Here is a 20,059-nt window from a genome sequence, read left to right on the forward strand (position 1 = left end):
AATTTATTAATCTTCTTTTTATATAAAATAAACTATATTCCCTCATATCGAAATAAAGGATTGCAATGGCTATTCCATTCAGTGACGAAGATCTCTATCCAGCTGTAGAGAAAGTGATTGAGAAAATAAAGCCAATGTTGGCACTCGATGGGGGTGATATAAAACTACTTGGCGTTAAAAACGGGAAAGTTTTCGTTCAACTTGGCGGTGCATGTGTTGGATGCAGTGCAAGTGGTAATACTTTGAAATATGGCGTCGAAAGACAGCTTAAAATCGATATTCACCCAGAAATAGAAGTAGTAAACATCCCACCTGGATATGAAGATCAGTGGGAAGATATAGCTATGCAATACGAAGGAGAGAAATAGTTGAAGAAAAAGATCCTTTTGGAAAAAGCGGGTGAGAACTTCTTGAAACGAGAATATGAAGAAGCAAAAAAAATATTCGAGTCTGTCTTGAGAATTGATCCAACACACAAGGAAGCACGACTCGGAACGATATTATGCGATATGGTCCATGAAGACGAGGAGGAGGCCATTGCTTTATATGATTACTATATTGTACTCAAAGAAGAAGCTGTTCAAAACCCGGAGGATCAAATATTAGCAATGATCAAAGAACTCGATTTGGATCAAGAGGAGCTGAACAAACTTTTCGAGTTTGACACTCTTCCTCAAATGGAGGGAATCACGTACAAAGATTTTCTGTCTATCGTAGAATCAAGAGGAAACTTTAAAGAGGCATTCGAAGATATTATGTTTTCTACAAAAGTGATTATTACGAAAAAAAGCGATTTTTTTGATTTTATCGATCGTTTGATTGAAAATGGATTTACCGATATTGTGTACAGCTATTTAGAAGACGCAACAAAGCTTTATCCAGCTGATCAGAAATTACAAGAGTTTTTTGAAAGATTGACAAAAGTATGATTTATCAATTTGACAATATAACTGTCACGGACCATTCCAAATCCATTCAGGATGCGGACTATTTTCTAATTACACAACAAAACCGACAATATGCCGCAGATATACCAAACGCAAAAATTATAATCCCTCGGGATTTGATCAATCAGTATGAGTTGAATACTATAAAAACCGTCGGTGTTACAGGAACAAACGGAAAAACCACTACAGCTGCTGCAATCTATTCATATCTCAATGATCTTGGTTTTACAGCAGCTTTGCAAGGAACGAGAGGTTTTTTTATAGGTGATGAGCAAATAGAAAAAAAGTCTTTGACGACTCCTCCAATCTTACAAACCCTCTATCATATGTATACTGCAAAACAACAGGGAGCTACACATTTTGTCATGGAAGTCAGTTCCCATGCGATTGCGCAAAAGAGAATTGAAGATCTTCAATTTGCACTGAAAGTTTTTACCAATATTTCGCAAGATCACTTAGACTATCATAAAACCATGCAAAACTATATCGCTACAAAAAGCAGTTTTTTTATGGATGAAGGGTCAAAACTCATTAACAAAGATGATAAGCATATCCAATACAATCCCAAGGGTGCAAGAACATACAGCGTTGAAGAGCTTGCTACGTATCAGATCCTGGCCTATTCAATGCAAAACGGGATCAGCGCCGTACTTCGGTTTGGCAATGAGATGATCGATTTTCATGCACCAATGATTGGTCTATTCAATCTCTATAACATTACCGCTGCAATAAGTGCAGTGCATATGTTGACAAACTTGCCTTTGCAGCAGATTTGTGAAGTAACAGAACATTTTGCCGGTGTTAGAGGGCGAATGCAGATTCTGAGCGAAGAACCGCTTATCATAGTTGATTTTGCGCATACTCCTGATGGTATGCAAAAAGTCTTTGAGAGCTTTCCGGGCAGAAAAATAGTTGCACTTTTTGGTGCAGGGGGGGATAGAGACAGAAGTAAGCGGGCGCTGATGGGCAATATAGCGAGCAGATTTTGTACAAAAATCTATCTTACTTCAGATAATCCACGAAGCGAACATCCAAAAGAGATTATCGAAGATATTGCAAAAGGAATTGAGACGGATGTCCATGTAGAAAAAATTGTTGATAGAAAAGAGGCGATAGAACAAGCGATTCGTGCATTGCAGACAGATGAAATTCTTCTAATTCTTGGAAAAGGGGATGAAGAGTATATAGAATACAACGGAAAAAAAATCCCGTATAGCGATGTTGATACAGTACAGTCTCTTTTGAAAAGTTAATTTTGTTTATTAATGCGTGTCTAAATATATATTGCTACAATTCAGACAAAATTTGTATTATTTAAAGGAGTTACGATGGGAATCCCTCAGCCGACATTTTATATCTTCAAATGTGAACAATCAGCACCTCCAGGTTTTCCGAAGCCAAGTTGTGTAAACGCCAATAATCCAGAGAGTCAACAGCTTTTTCAATATATGGCACAAAAATTGATGGAAAAAGGTATTATTGCTGCGGTTCAGCCTGTCCGAACAGGCTGTTTAAACAGATGCCAGTTGGGTCCTGTGATGCTGGTAGAGCCTGGCCACTATATGTATGTTGGACTCGATAAGCAAAAAATTGATAGAATTATAGAAGAGCATATTATTGGTGGAAATCCGGTAGAAGAGTATCTCATACCAAAAGAGTACTGGGATGAGCCTATGAGTATTGCTGATGTTATCAAAATGGCAGGCGGAGCGTAAGAATGCAAATAGAGATGCTCTATAGCAAAATTCATCGAGCAACGGTAACGGATGCCGACTTGAACTATGTCGGCTCCATTACTATCGATGAAGAGCTCATGGAAGCTGCAAAGCTTCGTGTAGGGCAAAAAGTCGATATTCTCAATATCAACAATGGTGAGCGTTTCCAAACCTATGTGATCAAAGGGGAGCGTGGAAAACGAGATATTTGTCTCAATGGAGCTGCCGCAAGAAAAGCGCATCCGGGAGACAAGATTATCATAGTTGCGTACGCTCTATTCGATGAAAAAGAATTGAATGATTATCAACCGACAGTAGTTTTGGTCAACGACAAAAATGATATTGAAGAGATTATCTCTTATATGTAAAAGAGGAAACGATGTTTGACAAAATGAATCTTGGAGATCTTGGAAAAGTTTTTGAAGAGATCCAGGAAAAAGCGAAGAAATTACAAGAGGAGCAAGAGAGTAAAAGTTTTGTTGCCAAAAGCGGCGGCGGGCTGATAAAAGTAACGGCAAATGGCAAAGGAGAAATTATCGATATCGAAATTGACGACTCTCTTTTAGAAGATAAGGAATCGTTACAGATCTTATTGATCAGTGCGATCAATGATGTTTTGAAAATGGTGGAAGAGGATAAGCAAAGAAGTGCTTTATCTATGATGACTCCAGATATTTTCGGACAAAAATAGATGCAGCTGCTGCAACTTTTTGAAGATCATCTCCAAAAAAATCTGCCAAACGTACAATCCTTTCATCCTTTTTATACAGATGCCCTTGGATATATGCTGCAAGCTGGTGGGAAGCGGTTTCGTCCGCTTCTGCTTTTAAGTATCGTCCAGGCAAAAAATCCTCTTTTAATTCCTTCGGCCTTAGATATTGCCGTGGCAGTCGAGATTTTCCATACCTATTCATTGATTCATGACGATTTGCCGGTAATGGACGATGCAGATTTGCGAAGAGGCAAAGAAACTCTTCATAAAAAATTTGATGAGTTGACAGCGGTCCTTGTTGGTGATGCACTCAACACGCACGCTTTTTATTGCATCGCAAAAAGTGCATTGAGCAGTGATACAAGGACAAAGTTGACAGAAATATTGGCTCAAAATGGTGGTGTTGAGGGTATGGTTCATGGACAGATTCTTGATTGCTATTTTGAAAAGCAAAGACTCTCTCTTGATCAATTAAAGCAGCTGCATATCAATAAAACAGCCAAATTGATTGCCGCGTCACTGCAAATGGGTGCAGTTATTGTAGACTTGCCTATACAAGAACAGAACCGTTTATACGATTTTGGTATCGATCTGGGTCTTTTGTTTCAAATTCAAGATGATATATTGGATAAAGTTGCCACATCTGAAGAAGCGGGAAAAACCACACAAAACGATGAGGAAAAGAACTCTTTTGTAAATCTTCTTGGATTACATAGAGCAACTGAAGAGGCAGATCGATTAGCTGGAAAACTTCAAGATGAGATAGAACAATTTGATCAAGATATTTCTGAATCCCTGCAAGATCTTCTTGGGAAATATCTATTTCGACATAAAAACTTTACAAAGGATAGTTAATGAATGAAGCAATGATGCAAAAAATGGCAAATACCATCCGGTTTTTGGCACTGGATATGATACAAAAAGCCAATAGCGGCCATCCGGGTGCTCCTTTGGGACTTGCTGATATTGCTGTTGTGCTTTCCAAACATCTCAAACATAATCCCAAAAATCCAAAATGGCTCAATCGTGACCGTCTTGTATTTAGTGGGGGACATGCGACAGGACTTATCTATTCTCTTTTGTATTTGTGGGGATATGATATCAGTCTGGAGGATCTCAAAGAGTTTCGTCAATATGGAAGTAAAACGCCGGGTCATCCTGAATATGGTCATACTCCTGGAGTAGAAATTACCACGGGACCGTTGGGGCAAGGGGTTGCCAACGCAGTGGGAATGGCAATGGCCAGTAAATATCTTGGCTCTTTGTTAAATTCAGAAACGACAAAAATCATCGACCATACAGTCTACTGTCTATGTGGTGATGGGGATTTGGAAGAGGGAATCAGCTATGAAGCGTGTGCCTTGGCGGGCCGATTTGAACTTGACAACTTGATCATGATCTACGATAGCAACCATATTACTATCGAAGGCGATACAGCAATAACGTGGAATGAAGATGTATTGGAACGCTTCCGCGCCCAAAATTGGGATGTAATCGAGATCGATGGACATGACTACAAAGAGATAGATGCAGCTTTGACATGGGCAAAAAATAGAAAAAAACCGGTTTTGATCAAAGCAAATACGATCATTGCAAAAGGGAGCTGCCATTATGAAGGGGATCCCCACTCACATGGTGCACCACTTGGAGAAGAGGATATCCGGTGTGCAAAGAAAAAAGCAGGTTTTCCAGAAGATGAAGCGTTTTATGTCCCAGAAGATGTCTTGGTGCGGTTTCGATGTGCAATAGAAGAAGGAGATTTGGCCGAGCGAGAGTGGAAAAAGCTCATTCTTGAATCCCCATATAAAGAGCAGGTGGATCTGCTTGAAAGATTGCAAAATCCTGATTTCAATACAATCGAGTGGCCTGAGTTTGAACCAGGAAGCAAAGTGGCTACACGAGACAGCAATGGCAAGATTTTGAATGCAATAGCAAAAGCGCTTCCGGGTTTTGTAGGAGGGAGTGCAGACCTTGCTCCTTCAAACAAAACCTACTTGCAAGGTATGGGTGATTTTCCAAATGGAAAAAACTTCCATTTTGGTATTCGTGAACATGCGATGGGCGCTATTACAAACGGGATGGCAGCGTATGGCTGCTTGATTCCATTCAATGCAACATTTTTTGTATTCAGTGACTATCAAAAAGCGGCAGTTCGGATTGCTGCGCTCAGCAGCCTCAAAAACTATTTTATCTGGACGCACGATAGTATCGGCGTGGGAGAAGATGGTCCGACGCACCAGCCAATCGAGCAGCTAACAACTTTTAGAGCCCTGCCGAACTTTTATACATTCAGACCTGCAGATGCGACAGAAAATATCGAGTGCTGGAAAGTAGCACTGAAGCTTGATAAACCAAGCGGTTTTGTATTGAGCAGACAAAAACTAGAAGTGTTAAAACCAAAGAGGGATTTTGGAGATCCAAACAGAGGCGCTTATATCATCAAAAAAAGAGACAATGCCTCTGTGACACTTCTGGCAAGTGGCAGCGAAGTGATGCTTGCACTCAAAGCCGGATGTCACTTGGAAGAAAAAGGGATCAACGCCAATGTGGTAAGTATGCCATGTATGGAGCTTTTCTTGGAGCAAGACCCTGAATATCAAAAAGAAGTACTTGATCCATCGACAAAAGTTTTGGCAATAGAGGCAGCAGCCGGAATCGAGCTGTATCGCTTCGCAGATGCAATGATCAGTATGGAAAACAGATTCGGCGCCAGTGGTCCTGGAGATGTGCTTTTTAAAGAGTATGGCTTTACTATAGAAAATATCATCCAAAAAGTTCAGGAACTCCTTGGGTAATGTTTGGGAGGGTATCTCCCAAACAGATAAAATTTTTATTGCAAAACACTTGACATAGAGAAATTTTTTGCTTATAATTTCACCCACATTCATCGATGCCGGTGTAGCTCAGTTGGCTAGAGCAGCTGATTTGTAATCAGCAGGTCGGGGGTTCGAGTCCCTTCACCGGCTCCATGAATATCAGCGTTTGACCAGTGAAAGACTTGGTGGGATACCCAAGCGGCCAACGGGGGCAGACTGTAAATCTGCTGGCTTTCGCCTTCGGAGGTTCGAATCCTCCTCCCACCACCAGTCATGCGGGAGTAGCTCAGTTGGCTAGAGCATCAGCCTTCCAAGCTGAGGGTCGCGGGTTCGAGTCCCGTCTCCCGCTCCATGATACTGGGAGCTGAACTAACAGTGCTTCGATCTTCATTGCTTAGTTTATGCTTCCAATAATCATTTTCAAAAATTCACTGGTGACGCCCAGATAGCTCAGTGGTAGAGCACTTCCTTGGTAAGGAAGAGGTCGGCGGTTCAATCCCGCTTCTGGGCTCCATTCACTGATAGGTTTATTTATAATTTGTTTTTAGGCTTATTTTTAGTATAATACGCCCGTTAATTTAATCTCAAATGGAGGAAAGATATGGCAAAAGAAAAGTTTGTCAAAACCAAGCCGCATGTAAACATCGGTACTATCGGTCACGTTGACCACGGTAAAACAACTCTTACTGCTGCGATCACTGCAGTACTTGCAGAAAAAGGGTATGCAGAAAAAAGAGATTATGATCAAATCGACAATGCACCAGAAGAGAGAGAAAGAGGGATTACGATCGCAACTTCTCACGTAGAGTATGAAACAGATAAAAGACACTATGCACACGTTGACTGTCCAGGTCACGCGGACTATGTGAAAAACATGATTACTGGTGCTGCTCAGATGGACGGAGCGATTCTTGTTGTTTCTGCAGCAGACGGTCCTATGCCTCAAACACGAGAGCATATCCTTCTAGCACGACAGGTTGGTGTTCCTTACATCGTTGTTTTCTTGAACAAAGAGGATATGGTTGATGATCCAGAACTTCTTGAGCTTGTTGAAATGGAAGTTCGAGAACTCTTGAATGAATATGATTTTCCAGGTGATGATGTTCCTGTTATCGCTGGATCTGCGCTTAAAGCGTTGGAAGAAGCAAAAGAGGGCAAAATCGGTGAATGGAGCGAAAAAATCCTTAAGCTTATGGAAGCGGTTGATGAGTATATCCCAACTCCAGAGCGAGACATCGATAAGCCATTCTTGATGCCAATCGAAGACGTATTCTCTATCTCTGGTCGAGGTACTGTTGTTACTGGTAGAATCGAAAGAGGTGTTGTAAAAGTTGGAGATGAAATTGAAATCGTAGGTCTTCGACCAACTCAAAAAACAACTGTTACCGGCGTTGAAATGTTTAGAAAAGAGCTTGATCAAGGTGAAGCTGGTGACAACGTAGGTGTACTTCTTCGAGGTACGAAAAAAGAAGAGGTTGAAAGAGGTCAAGTACTTGCTCAACCTGGAACTATCACACCACATACTAAATTTGAAGCAGAAATTTACGTACTAACAAAAGAGGAAGGTGGACGACACACTCCATTCTTTAGTGGATATCGACCACAGTTCTATGTACGAACAACTGACGTTACTGGAACAATCACACTTCCAGAAGGCGTTGAAATGGTTATGCCAGGAGATAACGTAAAAATCAACGCTGAACTTATCGCACCAATCGCTCTTGAAGAGGGAACACGATTCGCTATCCGAGAGGGTGGTAGAACTGTTGGCGCTGGTGTTGTAAGTAAAATTATCGAATAATTTTTTGGGGCTTTGCCCCAATGAAAGAGGCACAACATGAGAGATATTATTCATTTGGCATGTGAAGAGTGTGGAAGAAGAAACTATCACACAACAAAAAACAAAAAGACACATCCAGAAAAATTTGAAATTAGAAAATATTGTAAATTCTGCAAAAAACATACCAAACATAAAGAAGCAAAGCTTTAAAGAAGTGAGGTTTCTCACTTCTTTCATATAGGGCAGTAGCTCAGTTGGTAGAGCAACGGTCTCCAAAACCGTTGGCCGGGGGTTCGAGTCCCTCCTGCCCTGCCATTACGAAGGAAATCGAATGGAAAAACTTATATCCTATATCAAATTATCGAAACAAGAATTAGAAAAAGTTATTTTTCCAACGAAAGAGCAAGTCAAAAATGCATATATAGCTGTTTTTGTTGTAGTAACTGTTGTAGCGCTCTTTTTAGCTTTAGTTGATGGGACAATGTCATTCATCCTATCACATATAATGTAATCAAGGAAACATATGGCACATAAATGGTATGCAATCCAAGTCTATAGCGGAAGTGAAAAAGCCGTAAAAAAAGCTATAGAGAACTTGGCTGAAGAAGAAAATCTCAAAGACAGAATAAAAGAAGTTGTTGTGCCAACAGAAGATGTCATAGAAGTCAAAAACGGTAAGAAAAAGATAACAGAAAGAAGCATATATCCTGGATATGTCTTTGCAAATATGGATCTTGATATTGATCTATGGCAAAAAATACAAAGTTTGCCAAAAGTTTCACGATTCATAGGCGAATCGAAAAAGCCGACTCCAATCAGTGAAGCCGATGTTCGCAAAATCATGGAAAAGGCTGAGAAGAAAGGTGCACCGAAGCCAAAAATCTCTTACGAGCCTGGCGAAATGGTCCGAATTACAGAAGGGCCATTTGCGAACTTTACAGGTGTAGTCGAAGAGTATGATATGGAGCATGGAAAATTGAAGCTCAATGTTTCAATCTTTGGTAGAAGTACACCGGTAGAAATACTTTATACTCAAGTTGAAAAAATTATATAACTAAGCGGAAAGGAACAGTATGGCTAAAAAAGTCGTCGATCAATTTAAATTACAAATTCCAGCAGGAAAAGCAAATCCATCACCTCCAGTTGGACCAGCACTCGGACAGCGTGGTGTCAATATTATGGAGTTTTGTAAAGCATTCAATGAAAAAACGAAAGACATGATGGGATTTAACATTCCTGTCGTCATTACTGTTTACAGTGATAGAAGCTTTACATTTGTAACGAAGCAACCACCGGCAACCGATTTGATCAAAAAAGCGGCCGGCATACAAAAAGGAAGTGACAATCCACTTAAAAATAAAGTTGGAAAAATCACTCAGGCGCAACTCGAAGAGATTGCAAAAACAAAAATGCCAGATTTAAACACAACTGATTTAGAAGCTGCAAAAAGAATCATTGCAGGAAGCTGTAGAAGTATGGGAGTCGAAATCGTCGACTAATCCCCACCACAGGATGAAAAATAACGTGGTAGCAAAAAAATAAGCGGAGATGGAAATGGCAAAGAAACACTCAAAAAGATATCAACAATTATTAGAAAAGATTGAAAAAGGAAAAATCTATTCAATCGATGAAGCTGTAAAAAAAGTAAAAGAATTAAAATCAGCAAAATTTGATGAAACAGTAGAATTAGCTCTTCGCCTTGGTGTCGACCCAAGACACGCTGATCAGATGGTACGAGGATCTGTCGTTCTGCCTCACGGAACTGGAAAAACTGTACGAGTCGCAGTATTTGCAAAAGGTGCCAAAGCGGATGAAGCAAAAGAGTGTGGAGCAGATATCGTTGGAGCTGAAGATCTAGTAGAACAGATTCAAAACGGCAATATAGATTTTGATATCGCTATTGCTACACCTGATATGATGGGTCTTGTTGGTAAGATTGGCCGAATCTTAGGCCCTAAAGGTCTTATGCCAAACCCAAAAACAGGTACTGTGACAATGGATGTATGTCAGGCAGTAAAAAATGCAAAAGCTGGACAGGTTAACTTTAGAGTCGATAAAAAAGGGAACATCCACGCCGGTATCGGAAAAGCAAGTTTTTCTGAAGAGGCTTTGAAAGAGAATCTTGAAGCATTTGTCGCTCAGATCAACAAGTTAAAACCAGCTGCTGCAAAAGGCCGATATATTCAACATGCGGCTTTGTCTCTTACGATGAGTCCAGCAGTTGAACTCAATACTCAAGAACTTATGGATATTAAAGGGTAATTTTATCTTAGACTGAAGATAGCGGGCACCCATAAGACCTGCTTGAAGTCTTCTGTCGGAAAGGAGGAAAAGAGCTTGACACGCAGCCAAAAAGAAGAGGTTGTTCAGTACCTCACAGAAGAGTTTAAAAACGCTGCTGCGATCGTCGATTGCGACTACAAGGGAATGAGTGTCTCCGAACTTGAGTCGTTAAGACGTATTGCAAAAGAGAAGGGACTCAAAGTAAGAGTCGTAAAAAACACTCTTGCAATGATTGCTCTTCGAAACAACGGCGTTGAAGACTTTCAACTCAAAGATACCAACGTTTTGGTTTGGGGCGATGATCTTGTCGATCTTGCAAAAACGGTAACTGATTTTGCAAAAGAGCACAAAGATAAGTTCCAGATCAAACAAGGTTATTTTGAGGGCGAAGTCGCTGATGTTAGTAAAATTGAAGCGTACAGCAAGTTGCCAAGCAAAGAGGAGCTTCTTGGTATGCTTCTATCTGTTTGGACTGCACCTATACGAAATTTGCTCTATGTATGGAATGCACCGAAACAAAATTTCGTAACTGTGCTTGAAAATATTCGACAACAAAAAGAAAGCTAAAAAATAAAAAGGAGAAGAACATGGCTTGTACAAGAGAAGATGTAATTGAGTATATCTCTAATCTAAGTGTTTTGGAACTTAGCGAACTCGTTAAAGAATTTGAAGAAAAATTTGGTGTAAGCGCACAACCTACTGTTGTAGCTGGTGCTGTAGCTGGAGGCGCGGCTGAAGGTGGCGCTGCTGCTGAAGAAAAAACTGAATTTGACGTTGTTTTGACTGACGCTGGTCCTAAAAAAATCAACACTATTAAAGTGATCAGACAAGTAACTGGTCTTGGTCTTAAAGAAGCAAAAGAGGCAGCTGAAAACACTCCAACTGTAATCAAAGAAGGTGTGAGCAAAGAAGAAGCAGAAGAACTCAAAAAACAATTCGAAGAAGCTGGCGCAAAAGTAGAAATTAAATAAACCTTATTTAAATAAATCAAAGAAGAGGAGCTCTCCTCTTCTTAAGCTTATCTATAGTACAATACACCCCCTCCTACCAAAACCATATGGTACAAAACTACAGAAATAGAGGTTAGCCTATGCTAAATAGTTTACAATCCGGAAGCAGACTTCGTGTAGATTTCTCCAAAATTCCACAGGAATTGGATGTACCCAATCTTTTGCAGTTGCAAAAGAGCAGTTATGAAAACTTTTTGATGGCGGATGCAAAAAGCCGCGAAAATAGTGGTATTGAAAAAGTTTTCAGATCAGTTTTCCCAATTCACGACCCTCATAACAGAATAACTTTAGAATATGTCGGCAGTGAAATAATCAAGCCAAAATACACTGTACGAGAGTGTATGGAACGAGGCATCACCTACAGTGTCTCTTTGAAAATGAACATCCGACTTATTCTTTGGGAACGGGATGAGAAGAGCGGTGAGAAAACTGGTGTGAAAGATGTCAAAGAACAGTCTATTTACGTTCGAGACATCCCGTATATGACAGATAGGACTTCTTTCATTATCAATGGTGTAGAGCGAGTCGTTGTGAATCAGCTTCATAGAAGCCCTGGTGTTATATTTAAAGAAGAAGAGGCTTCTACAAGCAGTGGTACGATGATTCATACAGCGCAAATCATTCCAGATCGCGGTGCTTGGCTCTATTTTGAGTATGATCCAAAAGATATACTGTATGTACGAATCAACAAAAGAAGAAAAATACCTTCTACGATACTTTTTAGAGCGCTTGGATACAGCAAACTTGATATTTTGAAACTTTTTTACCCGATTACAAAAATCATTGTAAAAGACAACAAATTTTTTATTGAGTTTCGTCCAGAAGATTTCATCGGGCGCGTTGAATTTGATGTGAGAGATGAAAACGGAAATTTGATTGTAGAAGCTGGCAAGCGACTCACAAAGAAAAAAGCACAAAAACTTATTGAAGAAGGTGTGAAGTATATAGAATTCCCACTCGATGTATTGATGGATAGACACTTGGCGTCTCCAATCATCGATCAAGAAAGTGGGGAAGTACTGTATGATACATTGACACAACTCGATGAGCATAAACTCAAAAAGATCTTGGATCTAGGTATTGAAGAGTTCGAGATTGTCAATGACATTGCAAGCGGAAAAGACAGAGCGATCATAAACTCTTTTATAGCAGATCAAGAGAGTTTGAAACTTTTGAAACAGACAGAAGGCATCGAAGATGAAAATGATTTAGCTGCCATTCGTATTTATAAAGTGATGCGACCTGGCGAGCCAGTTACAAAAGAGACTGCAAAAGCATTTATCCAGCAACTCTTTTTTGATCCGGAGCGATACGACATTACCCGTGTCGGTCGTATGAAGATGAACCATAAATTGGGGCTAGATGTTCCTGAATATGTGACTGTTTTGACAAGTGAAGATATTATCAAAACTGTACAGTATCTCATTAAAGTAAAAAATGGTCAAGGCCATATTGATGACAGAGACCACCTTGGGAACAGACGAATCCGGGCGATTGGTGAACTTTTGGCAAATGAGTTGCATTCCGGTCTTGTAAAAATGCAAAAGGCTATTCGAGATAAAATGTCTACGATCAGTGGCAGCCTAGATGAGTTGATGCCACATGATCTTATTAACTCTAAAATGATTACCAATACGATTTTGGAGTTCTTTGCAACTGGTCAGCTCTCCCAGTTTATGGACCAAACAAACCCACTGAGTGAAATTACGCATAAACGTAGACTTTCTGCCTTGGGAGAAGGGGGGCTTGTCAAAGAACGAGCGGGATTTGAAGTCCGTGACGTTCACCCTACACATTATGGCCGAATCTGTCCAATTGAGACTCCAGAAGGCCAGAATATCGGTTTGATCAATACCCTTTCAACCTATGCAAAAGTGAATGAACTCGGTTTCATCGAGGCTGCATACAAAGTGGTAAAAGATGGAAAGATTACCGATGAGATAGTCTATCTTACGGCTGCCCAGGAAGAGGGAAAAATAATTGCCCCAGCCAATACGGAGATTATCGAAGGCAATGAAATCAAAGGCGACTATGTAGAGGCGAGAAAAGATGGTGAGATTATTCTTGTTGAAAAAAGCAAAGTGGAACTGATTGACCTAACTCCACGAATGGTTGTGGGTGTTGCTGCAAGTCTTATTCCATTTTTGGAACATGATGATGCGAACCGGGCATTGATGGGTTCTAACATGCAGCGCCAGGCGGTTCCACTTCTAAGAACAGAAGCTCCTATGGTCGGAACCGGTATGGAAAAAGTGGTTGCAAGGGATGCGTGGGAGTCTATTCGAGCAAAAAGAAGCGGTGTTGTAGAGAAGATTGATAGTGAAAATATCTACATTTTAGGTGAAGATGAGAATGGGGCCTATATCGACCATTACCGTTTGCAAAAAAATCTTCGAACGAACCAGAACACCTGTTTTACCCAAAAGCCAATCGTCAAAAAAGGACAATTTGTAGAAGCCGGTCAAGTGATTACCGATGGTCCAAACATGGATCATGCAGAGCTTGCACTTGGCAAAAATATGCTTGTTGCCTTTATGCCTTGGAACGGATACAACTTTGAGGATGCGATTGTTGTAAGTGAACGAATCCTCAGAGATGATGAGTTTACTTCCGTTCATATCTATGAAAAAGAGATTGAAGCAAGAGAGCTCAAACACGGTGTAGAAGAGATTACACGGGATATTCCGAATGTCAAAGAAGAGGAGATCGAGCATCTCGATGAGAGCGGTATCGTAAAAGTCGGTACCTATGTGAAACCGGGAATGATTCTTGTTGGAAAGGTCTCTCCAAAAGGGGAGGTTCGACCAAGCCCAGAAGAGCGGCTTCTTCGAGCAATTTTCGGGGAAAAAGCGGGTCATGTGGTTAATAAATCCCTGTATTGTCCACAATCGATGGAAGGTGTCGTTGTTGATGTCAAGATCTTTACGAAAAAAGGGTACGACAAAGACCCACGTGCGATCCAAGCATATGAAGAGGAGAAAGAGCGGCTTTCCAAAGAGCACCACGATAAACTCTTGATGATCGATAGAGAAGAGATGCTCAAAATCATCTCTCTTTTATCAAAAGAGCCTTTGGAGAAAGATGCGAAGATCAAAGATAAAGAGTTCAAAGCAGGACAGAAAATTTCCAAAGAGGAACTTTCGCAAATCAACCGTTTTGCGCTCAATGCACTTGTAAAATCCTATGCGCCAGAGGTACAGAAAAAATATAACGCTATTAAAACCCATTTTCAAAATGAGAAAAGAAAACTGACTGAAGAGCATGAAGAAAAGCTTGCAATCCTTGAAAAAGAGGATATTTTACCAAGTGGTGTTGTAAAACTTGTCAAAGTTTTCATCGCGACAAAGAGAAAGCTCAAAGTTGGGGACAAGATGGCCGGACGACACGGAAACAAAGGTATTGTCTCCGTCATCGTTCCAGAGATCGATATGCCATACACAAAAGATGGACGAATTGTTGATATCGTCCTTAACCCGCTTGGGGTTCCATCACGGATGAATATCGGACAGATTTTGGAAGTCCATCTTGGATTGATCGGTAAAAAACTTGGCGAACAAATCCAAGAAATCTTTGAAGCGAAACGGGCAGATTTTGTCAAAGAGCTTCGAGCTAAAATGATTGAAATTGCAGATGTGGCAAAACTGATGAATGCAAAAGAGACCATTGAGAAGATGAGTGATGAAGAACTCATCGAATATGCACGAGACTGGAGCAAAGGGGTCAAATTTGCTACTCCTGTTTTTGAAGGGGTGACTGCTGAGGAGTTTGAAAAACTGTATGAACTTGCAAAAATGGATCTAGATGGTAAAACGGAACTCTATGATGGACGAACGGGTGAGAAGTTTAAAGAGCGTGTAACGGTGGGATATATGTATATGCTCAAACTCCATCACCTTGTCGATGAAAAAGTTCATGCACGAAGTACTGGTCCTTACTCACTGGTTACTCAGCAACCTGTAGGTGGTAAGGCACTCTTTGGAGGACAAAGATTTGGAGAGATGGAAGTGTGGGCACTTGAAGCGCACGGTGCAGCCCATACGCTTAAAGAGATGCTGACGATCAAATCAGATGATGTGGAAGGAAGGGTCGCTGCCTATAAAGCGATTACAAAAGGCGAACCTATTCCACAACCAGGTATTCCTGAGACGCTGTTTGTCTTGACAAAAGAGTTACAATCCCTTGGAATCGACGTAGAAATCTTAGATGAGGTAAAAGACGATGAAGAAACTGGTACCAATTGAAATCGGTGAAGAGAAAAGACCAAAAGATATCAAGGCGATACAATTTCGCCTTGCAAGCCCTGAAAAAATCCTTTCATGGTCTTATGGTGAGGTAAAAAAACCTGAGACTATCAACTATAGGACATTGAAACCGGAACGTGACGGGCTTTTTTGTGCAAAAATCTTTGGTCCTATCAAAGATTATGAGTGTTTATGTGGAAAATATAAAAAGATGCGCTATAAAGGCGTGGTGTGTGAAAAGTGTGGTGTTGAGGTAACCACAAGCAAGGTTCGACGAAGCCGAATGGGGCACATCGAACTCGTCACACCAGTTGCGCATATCTGGTATGTAAACTCTTTGCCAAGCCGAATCGGGACACTGCTTGGCGTGAAAATGAAAGATTTGGAACGAGTACTGTATTATGAAGCCTATATCGTCAAAAATCCTGGGGAAGCTTATTACGATTTTGAGAAGAAAAATCCGGTGAAAAAGTATGATGTTTTGAATGAAGAGCAGTATCAGCAGCTTGTTCAGCATTTCGGAGATACCGGATTTGATGCGAGAATGGGTGGCGAGGTTGTCAAAGAGCTTTTGGAAGAGTTTGATCTGGTCGAGGCTTTTGAACAGCTTCGCGAAGAGATGAAAAATACCAATTCTGAAGCGAAGCGAAAAACGATCGTAAAACGTCTCAAAGTCATTGAAAGCTTTTTAAATAGTGGCAACCGACCAGAATGGATGATGCTAACAGTCGTTCCGGTACTTCCACCAGATCTTCGACCGCTTGTTGCGTTGGATGGCGGTAAGTTTGCCGTGAGCGATGTGAATGACTTGTATCGAAGAGTAATCAACAGAAATCAGCGACTCAAACGACTGCTTGAGCTTGATGCACCTGAAATTATCGTTCGAAACGAAAAGCGAATGCTGCAAGAAGCAGTCGATGCTCTTATCGATAATGGCCGAAGAGGTAATGCCGTTAAAGGTGCAAACAAACGACCATTGAAGTCACTCAGTGAAATTATCAAAGGGAAACAAGGACGTTTTAGACAAAACCTTCTTGGTAAACGGGTCGACTTTAGTGGACGATCTGTTATCGTTGTAGGTCCAAATCTTCGAATGGATCAGTGTGGACTTCCTAAGTTGATGGCATTGGAGCTTTTCAAACCACATCTTTTGGCAAAACTTGAAGAGAAAGGCTATGCTACGACACTCAAGCAAGCCAAAAAGATGATTGAAGACAAAGACAATGTGGTTTGGGAGTGCTTGCAAGAGATTGTTGATGAGTATCCTGTTCTTTTGAACCGTGCACCGACATTGCATAAACTCTCTATCCAGGCTTTCCATCCTGTTTTGATTGATGGAAAAGCAATTCAGTTGCATCCACTCGTCTGTTCTGCGTTTAACGCAGACTTTGACGGTGACCAGATGGCAGTGCATGTACCGCTTACAGAAGAGGCGATAGCAGAATGTAAGATTTTGATGCTCAGTTCCATGAACATTTTGCTTCCTGCGTCGGGACGAGCGATCGCTGTACCTACACAGGATATGGTATTGGGAATTTACTATCTTTCTAAAGAGAAAGAGGGCGCAAAAGGAACGCATAAACTTTTTGCCGATATCAACGAAGTGATGACAGCACTGGAGTCCGATTATCTTGATCTCAATGCAAAAATACGAACAAAGATCGATAATCAGGTTATTTATACAACAGCTGGACGCCTCATTATCAAATCTATCCTACCAGATTTTGTACCAGTCAATCTTTGGAACAAGGTACTGAAAAAGAAAGATATCGCAAATCTTGTAGATTATGTATTTAAAGAGGGTGGTCCAAAAATTACAGCAGAATTTTTAGACAACCTCAAAGAGCTTGGTTTTAAATATTCTACAGTAACAGGTATCTCTATCAGTGCATACGATATTAAAGTTCCTGATTCGAAAAAGCGACTCATCGAAGAGGCAAAACGAAAAGTCAAAGAGATTCAGCAACAGTTCCAAGCGGGTCTATTAACAGAGCAAGAGCGATACAATAAGATCATCGATATCTGGACTGACACTTCAAACGAAGTGGCTAAAGAGATGATGGAACTGATGAAAAATGATAAAGACGGTTTTAACTCTGTTTATATGATGGCTGACTCAGGTGCTCGGGGTAGTTCGGCTCAGATCAGACAACTTGCCGGTATGCGAGGGTTGATGGCAAAACCTGATGGTACTATTATTGAAACACCAATTATTTCGAACTTTAAAGAGGGTCTGAACGTTCTTGAATACTTTATCTCAACGCACGGTGCGAGAAAGGGTCTGGCGGATACGGCTTTGAAAACAGCGAATGCGGGATACTTGACACGAAAACTTGTGGATGTTGCACAAAATGTGAAAATTACAATGGATGATTGTGGAACCCACGAAGGTGTTGAGATTACCGATATCTCAGTAGGAAACGAGCTTATCGAGCCATTGGAAGACCGAATTTTTGGACGTGTTTTGGCACAAGATATCATGGATCCGATAACCAATGAGATTCTCTTTAGCGAAGGAACACTTCTTGATGAAGAAAAAACGCGAAAGATCATAGAGGCTGGTATCAAGTCTGTAACCATTCGGACACCGATAACGTGTAAAGCGGAAAAAGGTGTTTGTGCGAAATGTTACGGCCTCAATATGGCTGAAGGAAAGCTCGTTAAACCTGGTGAAGCAGTTGGAATTATTGCTGCACAATCTATCGGGGAGCCAGGAACGCAGTTGACCCTACGAACATTCCACGTTGGTGGTACGGCAAGTAGAAGTGCGGAAGAGCGACAAGTTGTAGCAACTAAAGAGGGCTTCATCCGATACTATAACCTTAAAACATATGAAACAGAAGATGGCAAGATCATAGTAGCAAACAGACGAAATGCCGCAGTATTGCTTGTTGAGCCAAAAATCAAAGCTCTTTTTGACGGAGAACTTGAAGTTAAACCGATTCATGATGAAGTTTTAATTACTCTTTCCAATGGAGAAGAAAAAGTACGATATAGCTTTAAAAAGAGTGATTTTGCACGACCGAATGAACTTGCAGGTGTAAGTGGAAAGATAGAAGGAAAGCTCTATCTACCTTATGAAAGTGGTACAAAGGTAGAAGCGGGTGAAAGTATTGTGGAAATTATCAAAGAGGGATGGAATATTCCAAATAGAATCCCGTATGCCGCAATCCTAAAAGTGAAAGATGGTGCTCCTGTGACACAAAAAATCGTCAGTGGTGCCAAGGGGGTTGTGAAATATTACAAACTCAAAGGGGACTATCTTGAACGGTTTGAAGGTGTGAAAGAGGGAGAAAAGATCGAAGAAAAAGGTCTTTTTGCAGTGATTGCTGATGAAGAGGGAAGAGAAGCGGCAAGACACTATATTGCAAGAGGTTCCATTATCGAAGTTGCTGATGATCAGCCGGTAGAGAAGGATACAGTAATCGCAATGCCGGCAAAATCCGATAAAACGGTTATTGCAGAATGGGATCCATACTCTGTGCCTATCATTGCAGAGAAAGAGGGCGTTATTACGTTTGAAGATATCATTCCGGGTGTTACAGCCGTTGAGCAAGTAGATGAGTTTACTGGCGAAACTCGACTTACTATCAATGAATATATTCCATCAGAGTATAAACCGGCGATCGTATTGGCGCCGAAAGATGGCAGTGATATTATCCGGTATGTCCTTGATCCAAAGACCGCCATCTACGTACAGAACGGTCAAGAGGTGAAGCTTGCCCAAACATTGGCAAAAACACCAAAAGCTGCGGCTAAATCAAAAGATATTACCGGGGGTCTTCCAAGAGTAAGTGAGCTTTTTGAAGCAAGACGTCCAAAAGATCCGGCAGTTGTTGCTGAGATCGATGGTGTAGTGAGTTTTGGAAAACCTAGCCGCGGAAAACAAAGAATTATCATTACAGCCGATACCGGTCAAACTGTTGAGTATCTGATCGATAAAAATAGGCAGATACTTGTCCATAACGGAGAGTTTGTGCACGCGGGAGAGAGACTCACTGATGGTACGGTAAGTGGCCATGATATTCTAAGAACACTTGGTGAAAAAGCGTTGATGTACTACATGGTGAGCGAGATTCAGCAGGTATATCGACGCCAAGGGGTGAATATCTCTGATAAACATATCGAGATTATCGTATCTCAGATGCTTCGACAAGTGAAGATTGTGGATAGTGGTGATACGAAATTTATTCCTGGCGATCTTGTCAGCAAAAAAGAGTTTAGAAAAGAGAATGAGAAAATCTTGCGACTTGGCGGACAGCCAGCAATTGCTGAACCTATTTTGATTGGTATCACAAGGGCTGCAGTAAGCTCAGACTCTGTAATCAGTGCGGCTTCATTCCAGGATACGACAAAAGTCTTAACAGAAGCGAGTGTGAGCGCAAAAGTGGATTATCTCGAAGACTTGAAAGAAAATGTCATTATCGGACGACTCATTCCTGTGGGAACAGGTCTTTATAAAGATCGAAAAGTGAAAGTAGAAACTGTAAGCCAAGGGTAACTCTTGGCTTACAAAAAGTTTAAATTAAGTTTGTTATAATATTTGTTTGAATAT

At 40.8% G+C, this 20,059-nt stretch carries 18 protein-coding genes and 5 tRNA genes; all 23 read left to right on the forward strand.

All coding sequences use genetic code 11. The features are described from left to right. The first annotated feature begins 65 nt into the window (after positions 1 to 65). The 23 genes from JG735_RS01310 to rpoC all read left to right on the forward strand — a co-directional run bounded on the left by JG735_RS01310 (position 66) and on the right by rpoC (position 20,005). On the forward strand, positions 66 to 368 hold the full coding sequence (locus JG735_RS01310) for a NifU family protein (RefSeq protein WP_201335057.1): 303 nt from the start codon (positions 66 to 68) through the stop codon (positions 366 to 368). Then, positions 369 to 929 carry a hypothetical protein gene (locus tag JG735_RS01315; RefSeq protein WP_201335058.1) on the forward strand — a complete coding sequence of 187 codons (561 nt, stop codon included), beginning with the start codon at positions 369 to 371 and terminating at the stop codon, positions 927 to 929. It begins immediately after the preceding gene. Beyond that, on the forward strand, positions 926 to 2,200 hold the full coding sequence (locus tag JG735_RS01320) for a UDP-N-acetylmuramoyl-L-alanyl-D-glutamate--2,6-diaminopimelate ligase (RefSeq protein WP_201335059.1): 1,275 nt from the start codon (positions 926 to 928) through the stop codon (positions 2,198 to 2,200). The genes JG735_RS01315 and JG735_RS01320 overlap by 4 nt, the downstream gene beginning before the upstream one ends. Before the next feature lie 75 nt (positions 2,201 to 2,275). Continuing rightward, on the forward strand, positions 2,276 to 2,662 hold the full coding sequence (locus tag JG735_RS01325; protein WP_201335060.1) for a ferredoxin: 387 nt from the start codon (positions 2,276 to 2,278) through the stop codon (positions 2,660 to 2,662). A 2-nt stretch (positions 2,663 to 2,664) separates the two neighbouring features. After that, on the forward strand, positions 2,665 to 3,030 hold the full coding sequence (gene panD / locus JG735_RS01330) for an aspartate 1-decarboxylase (RefSeq protein ID WP_201335061.1): 366 nt from the start codon (positions 2,665 to 2,667) through the stop codon (positions 3,028 to 3,030). 11 nt (positions 3,031 to 3,041) lie between these two features. Next, entirely contained in the window at positions 3,042 to 3,353 is a 312-nt protein-coding gene (locus JG735_RS01335; RefSeq protein ID WP_201335062.1) for a YbaB/EbfC family nucleoid-associated protein, read from the forward strand. Then, the gene (locus tag JG735_RS01340; protein ID WP_201335063.1) at positions 3,354 to 4,229 is read left to right on the forward strand and encodes a polyprenyl synthetase family protein; all 876 of its coding nucleotides are present in this window, start codon (positions 3,354 to 3,356) and stop codon (positions 4,227 to 4,229) included. Beyond that, a complete protein-coding gene (tkt, locus tag JG735_RS01345; RefSeq protein ID WP_201335064.1) occupies positions 4,229 to 6,169 on the forward strand; it encodes a transketolase in 1,941 nt (646 codons plus the stop codon). The genes JG735_RS01340 and tkt overlap by 1 nt, the downstream gene beginning before the upstream one ends. 97 nt (positions 6,170 to 6,266) lie before the next feature. Next, a tRNA-Thr gene (locus JG735_RS01350) sits at positions 6,267 to 6,343 on the forward strand. Positions 6,344 to 6,374: 31 nt separating this feature from the next. Beyond that, positions 6,375 to 6,460: transfer RNA gene (locus tag JG735_RS01355), tRNA-Tyr, on the forward strand. A gap of 5 nt (positions 6,461 to 6,465) precedes the next feature. After that, positions 6,466 to 6,542: transfer RNA gene (locus tag JG735_RS01360), tRNA-Gly, on the forward strand. A gap of 87 nt (positions 6,543 to 6,629) precedes the next feature. Beyond that, positions 6,630 to 6,704, forward strand: a tRNA-Thr gene (locus tag JG735_RS01365). A gap of 87 nt (positions 6,705 to 6,791) precedes the next feature. Then, positions 6,792 to 7,991 (forward strand): elongation factor Tu, encoded by a 1,200-nt coding sequence (gene tuf, locus JG735_RS01370; RefSeq protein WP_201335065.1) that lies wholly within the window; start codon positions 6,792 to 6,794, stop codon positions 7,989 to 7,991. 36 nt (positions 7,992 to 8,027) lie between these two features. Then, a complete protein-coding gene (gene rpmG / locus JG735_RS01375; protein ID WP_201335066.1) occupies positions 8,028 to 8,180 on the forward strand; it encodes a 50S ribosomal protein L33 in 153 nt (50 codons plus the stop codon). 29 nt (positions 8,181 to 8,209) lie between these two features. Then, a tRNA-Trp gene (locus tag JG735_RS01380) sits at positions 8,210 to 8,285 on the forward strand. A gap of 16 nt (positions 8,286 to 8,301) precedes the next feature. After that, positions 8,302 to 8,481, forward strand: coding sequence for a preprotein translocase subunit SecE (gene secE / locus JG735_RS01385; protein WP_201335067.1), 180 nt, complete (start codon positions 8,302 to 8,304; stop codon positions 8,479 to 8,481). A 12-nt stretch (positions 8,482 to 8,493) separates the two neighbouring features. Continuing rightward, positions 8,494 to 9,024: a transcription termination/antitermination protein NusG gene (nusG, locus tag JG735_RS01390; protein WP_201335068.1), complete on the forward strand. Its 531-nt coding sequence runs from the start codon at positions 8,494 to 8,496 to the stop codon at positions 9,022 to 9,024. Between the two features lie 19 nt (positions 9,025 to 9,043). Further along, entirely contained in the window at positions 9,044 to 9,469 is a 426-nt protein-coding gene (gene rplK / locus JG735_RS01395) for a 50S ribosomal protein L11 (protein WP_012081641.1), read from the forward strand. Positions 9,470 to 9,524: 55 nt separating this feature from the next. Then, positions 9,525 to 10,232, forward strand: coding sequence for a 50S ribosomal protein L1 (gene rplA, locus JG735_RS01400; RefSeq protein WP_201335069.1), 708 nt, complete (start codon positions 9,525 to 9,527; stop codon positions 10,230 to 10,232). Between the two features lie 75 nt (positions 10,233 to 10,307). Further along, on the forward strand, positions 10,308 to 10,820 hold the full coding sequence (gene rplJ / locus JG735_RS01405; protein WP_201335070.1) for a 50S ribosomal protein L10: 513 nt from the start codon (positions 10,308 to 10,310) through the stop codon (positions 10,818 to 10,820). A 20-nt stretch (positions 10,821 to 10,840) separates the two neighbouring features. Further along, positions 10,841 to 11,224, forward strand: coding sequence for a 50S ribosomal protein L7/L12 (gene rplL, locus JG735_RS01410; RefSeq protein ID WP_201335071.1), 384 nt, complete (start codon positions 10,841 to 10,843; stop codon positions 11,222 to 11,224). A 119-nt stretch (positions 11,225 to 11,343) separates the two neighbouring features. Continuing rightward, the gene (gene rpoB / locus JG735_RS01415; RefSeq protein WP_201335072.1) at positions 11,344 to 15,504 is read left to right on the forward strand and encodes a DNA-directed RNA polymerase subunit beta; all 4,161 of its coding nucleotides are present in this window, start codon (positions 11,344 to 11,346) and stop codon (positions 15,502 to 15,504) included. Next, positions 15,482 to 20,005: a DNA-directed RNA polymerase subunit beta' gene (gene rpoC / locus JG735_RS01420; protein ID WP_201335073.1), complete on the forward strand. Its 4,524-nt coding sequence runs from the start codon at positions 15,482 to 15,484 to the stop codon at positions 20,003 to 20,005. The genes rpoB and rpoC overlap by 23 nt, the downstream gene beginning before the upstream one ends. Positions 20,006 to 20,059 lie beyond the last annotated feature (54 nt).

This window comes from Nitratiruptor sp. YY08-10 (assembly GCF_016629565.1).
Taxonomy (GTDB): domain Bacteria; phylum Campylobacterota; class Campylobacteria; order Campylobacterales; family Nitratiruptoraceae; genus Nitratiruptor.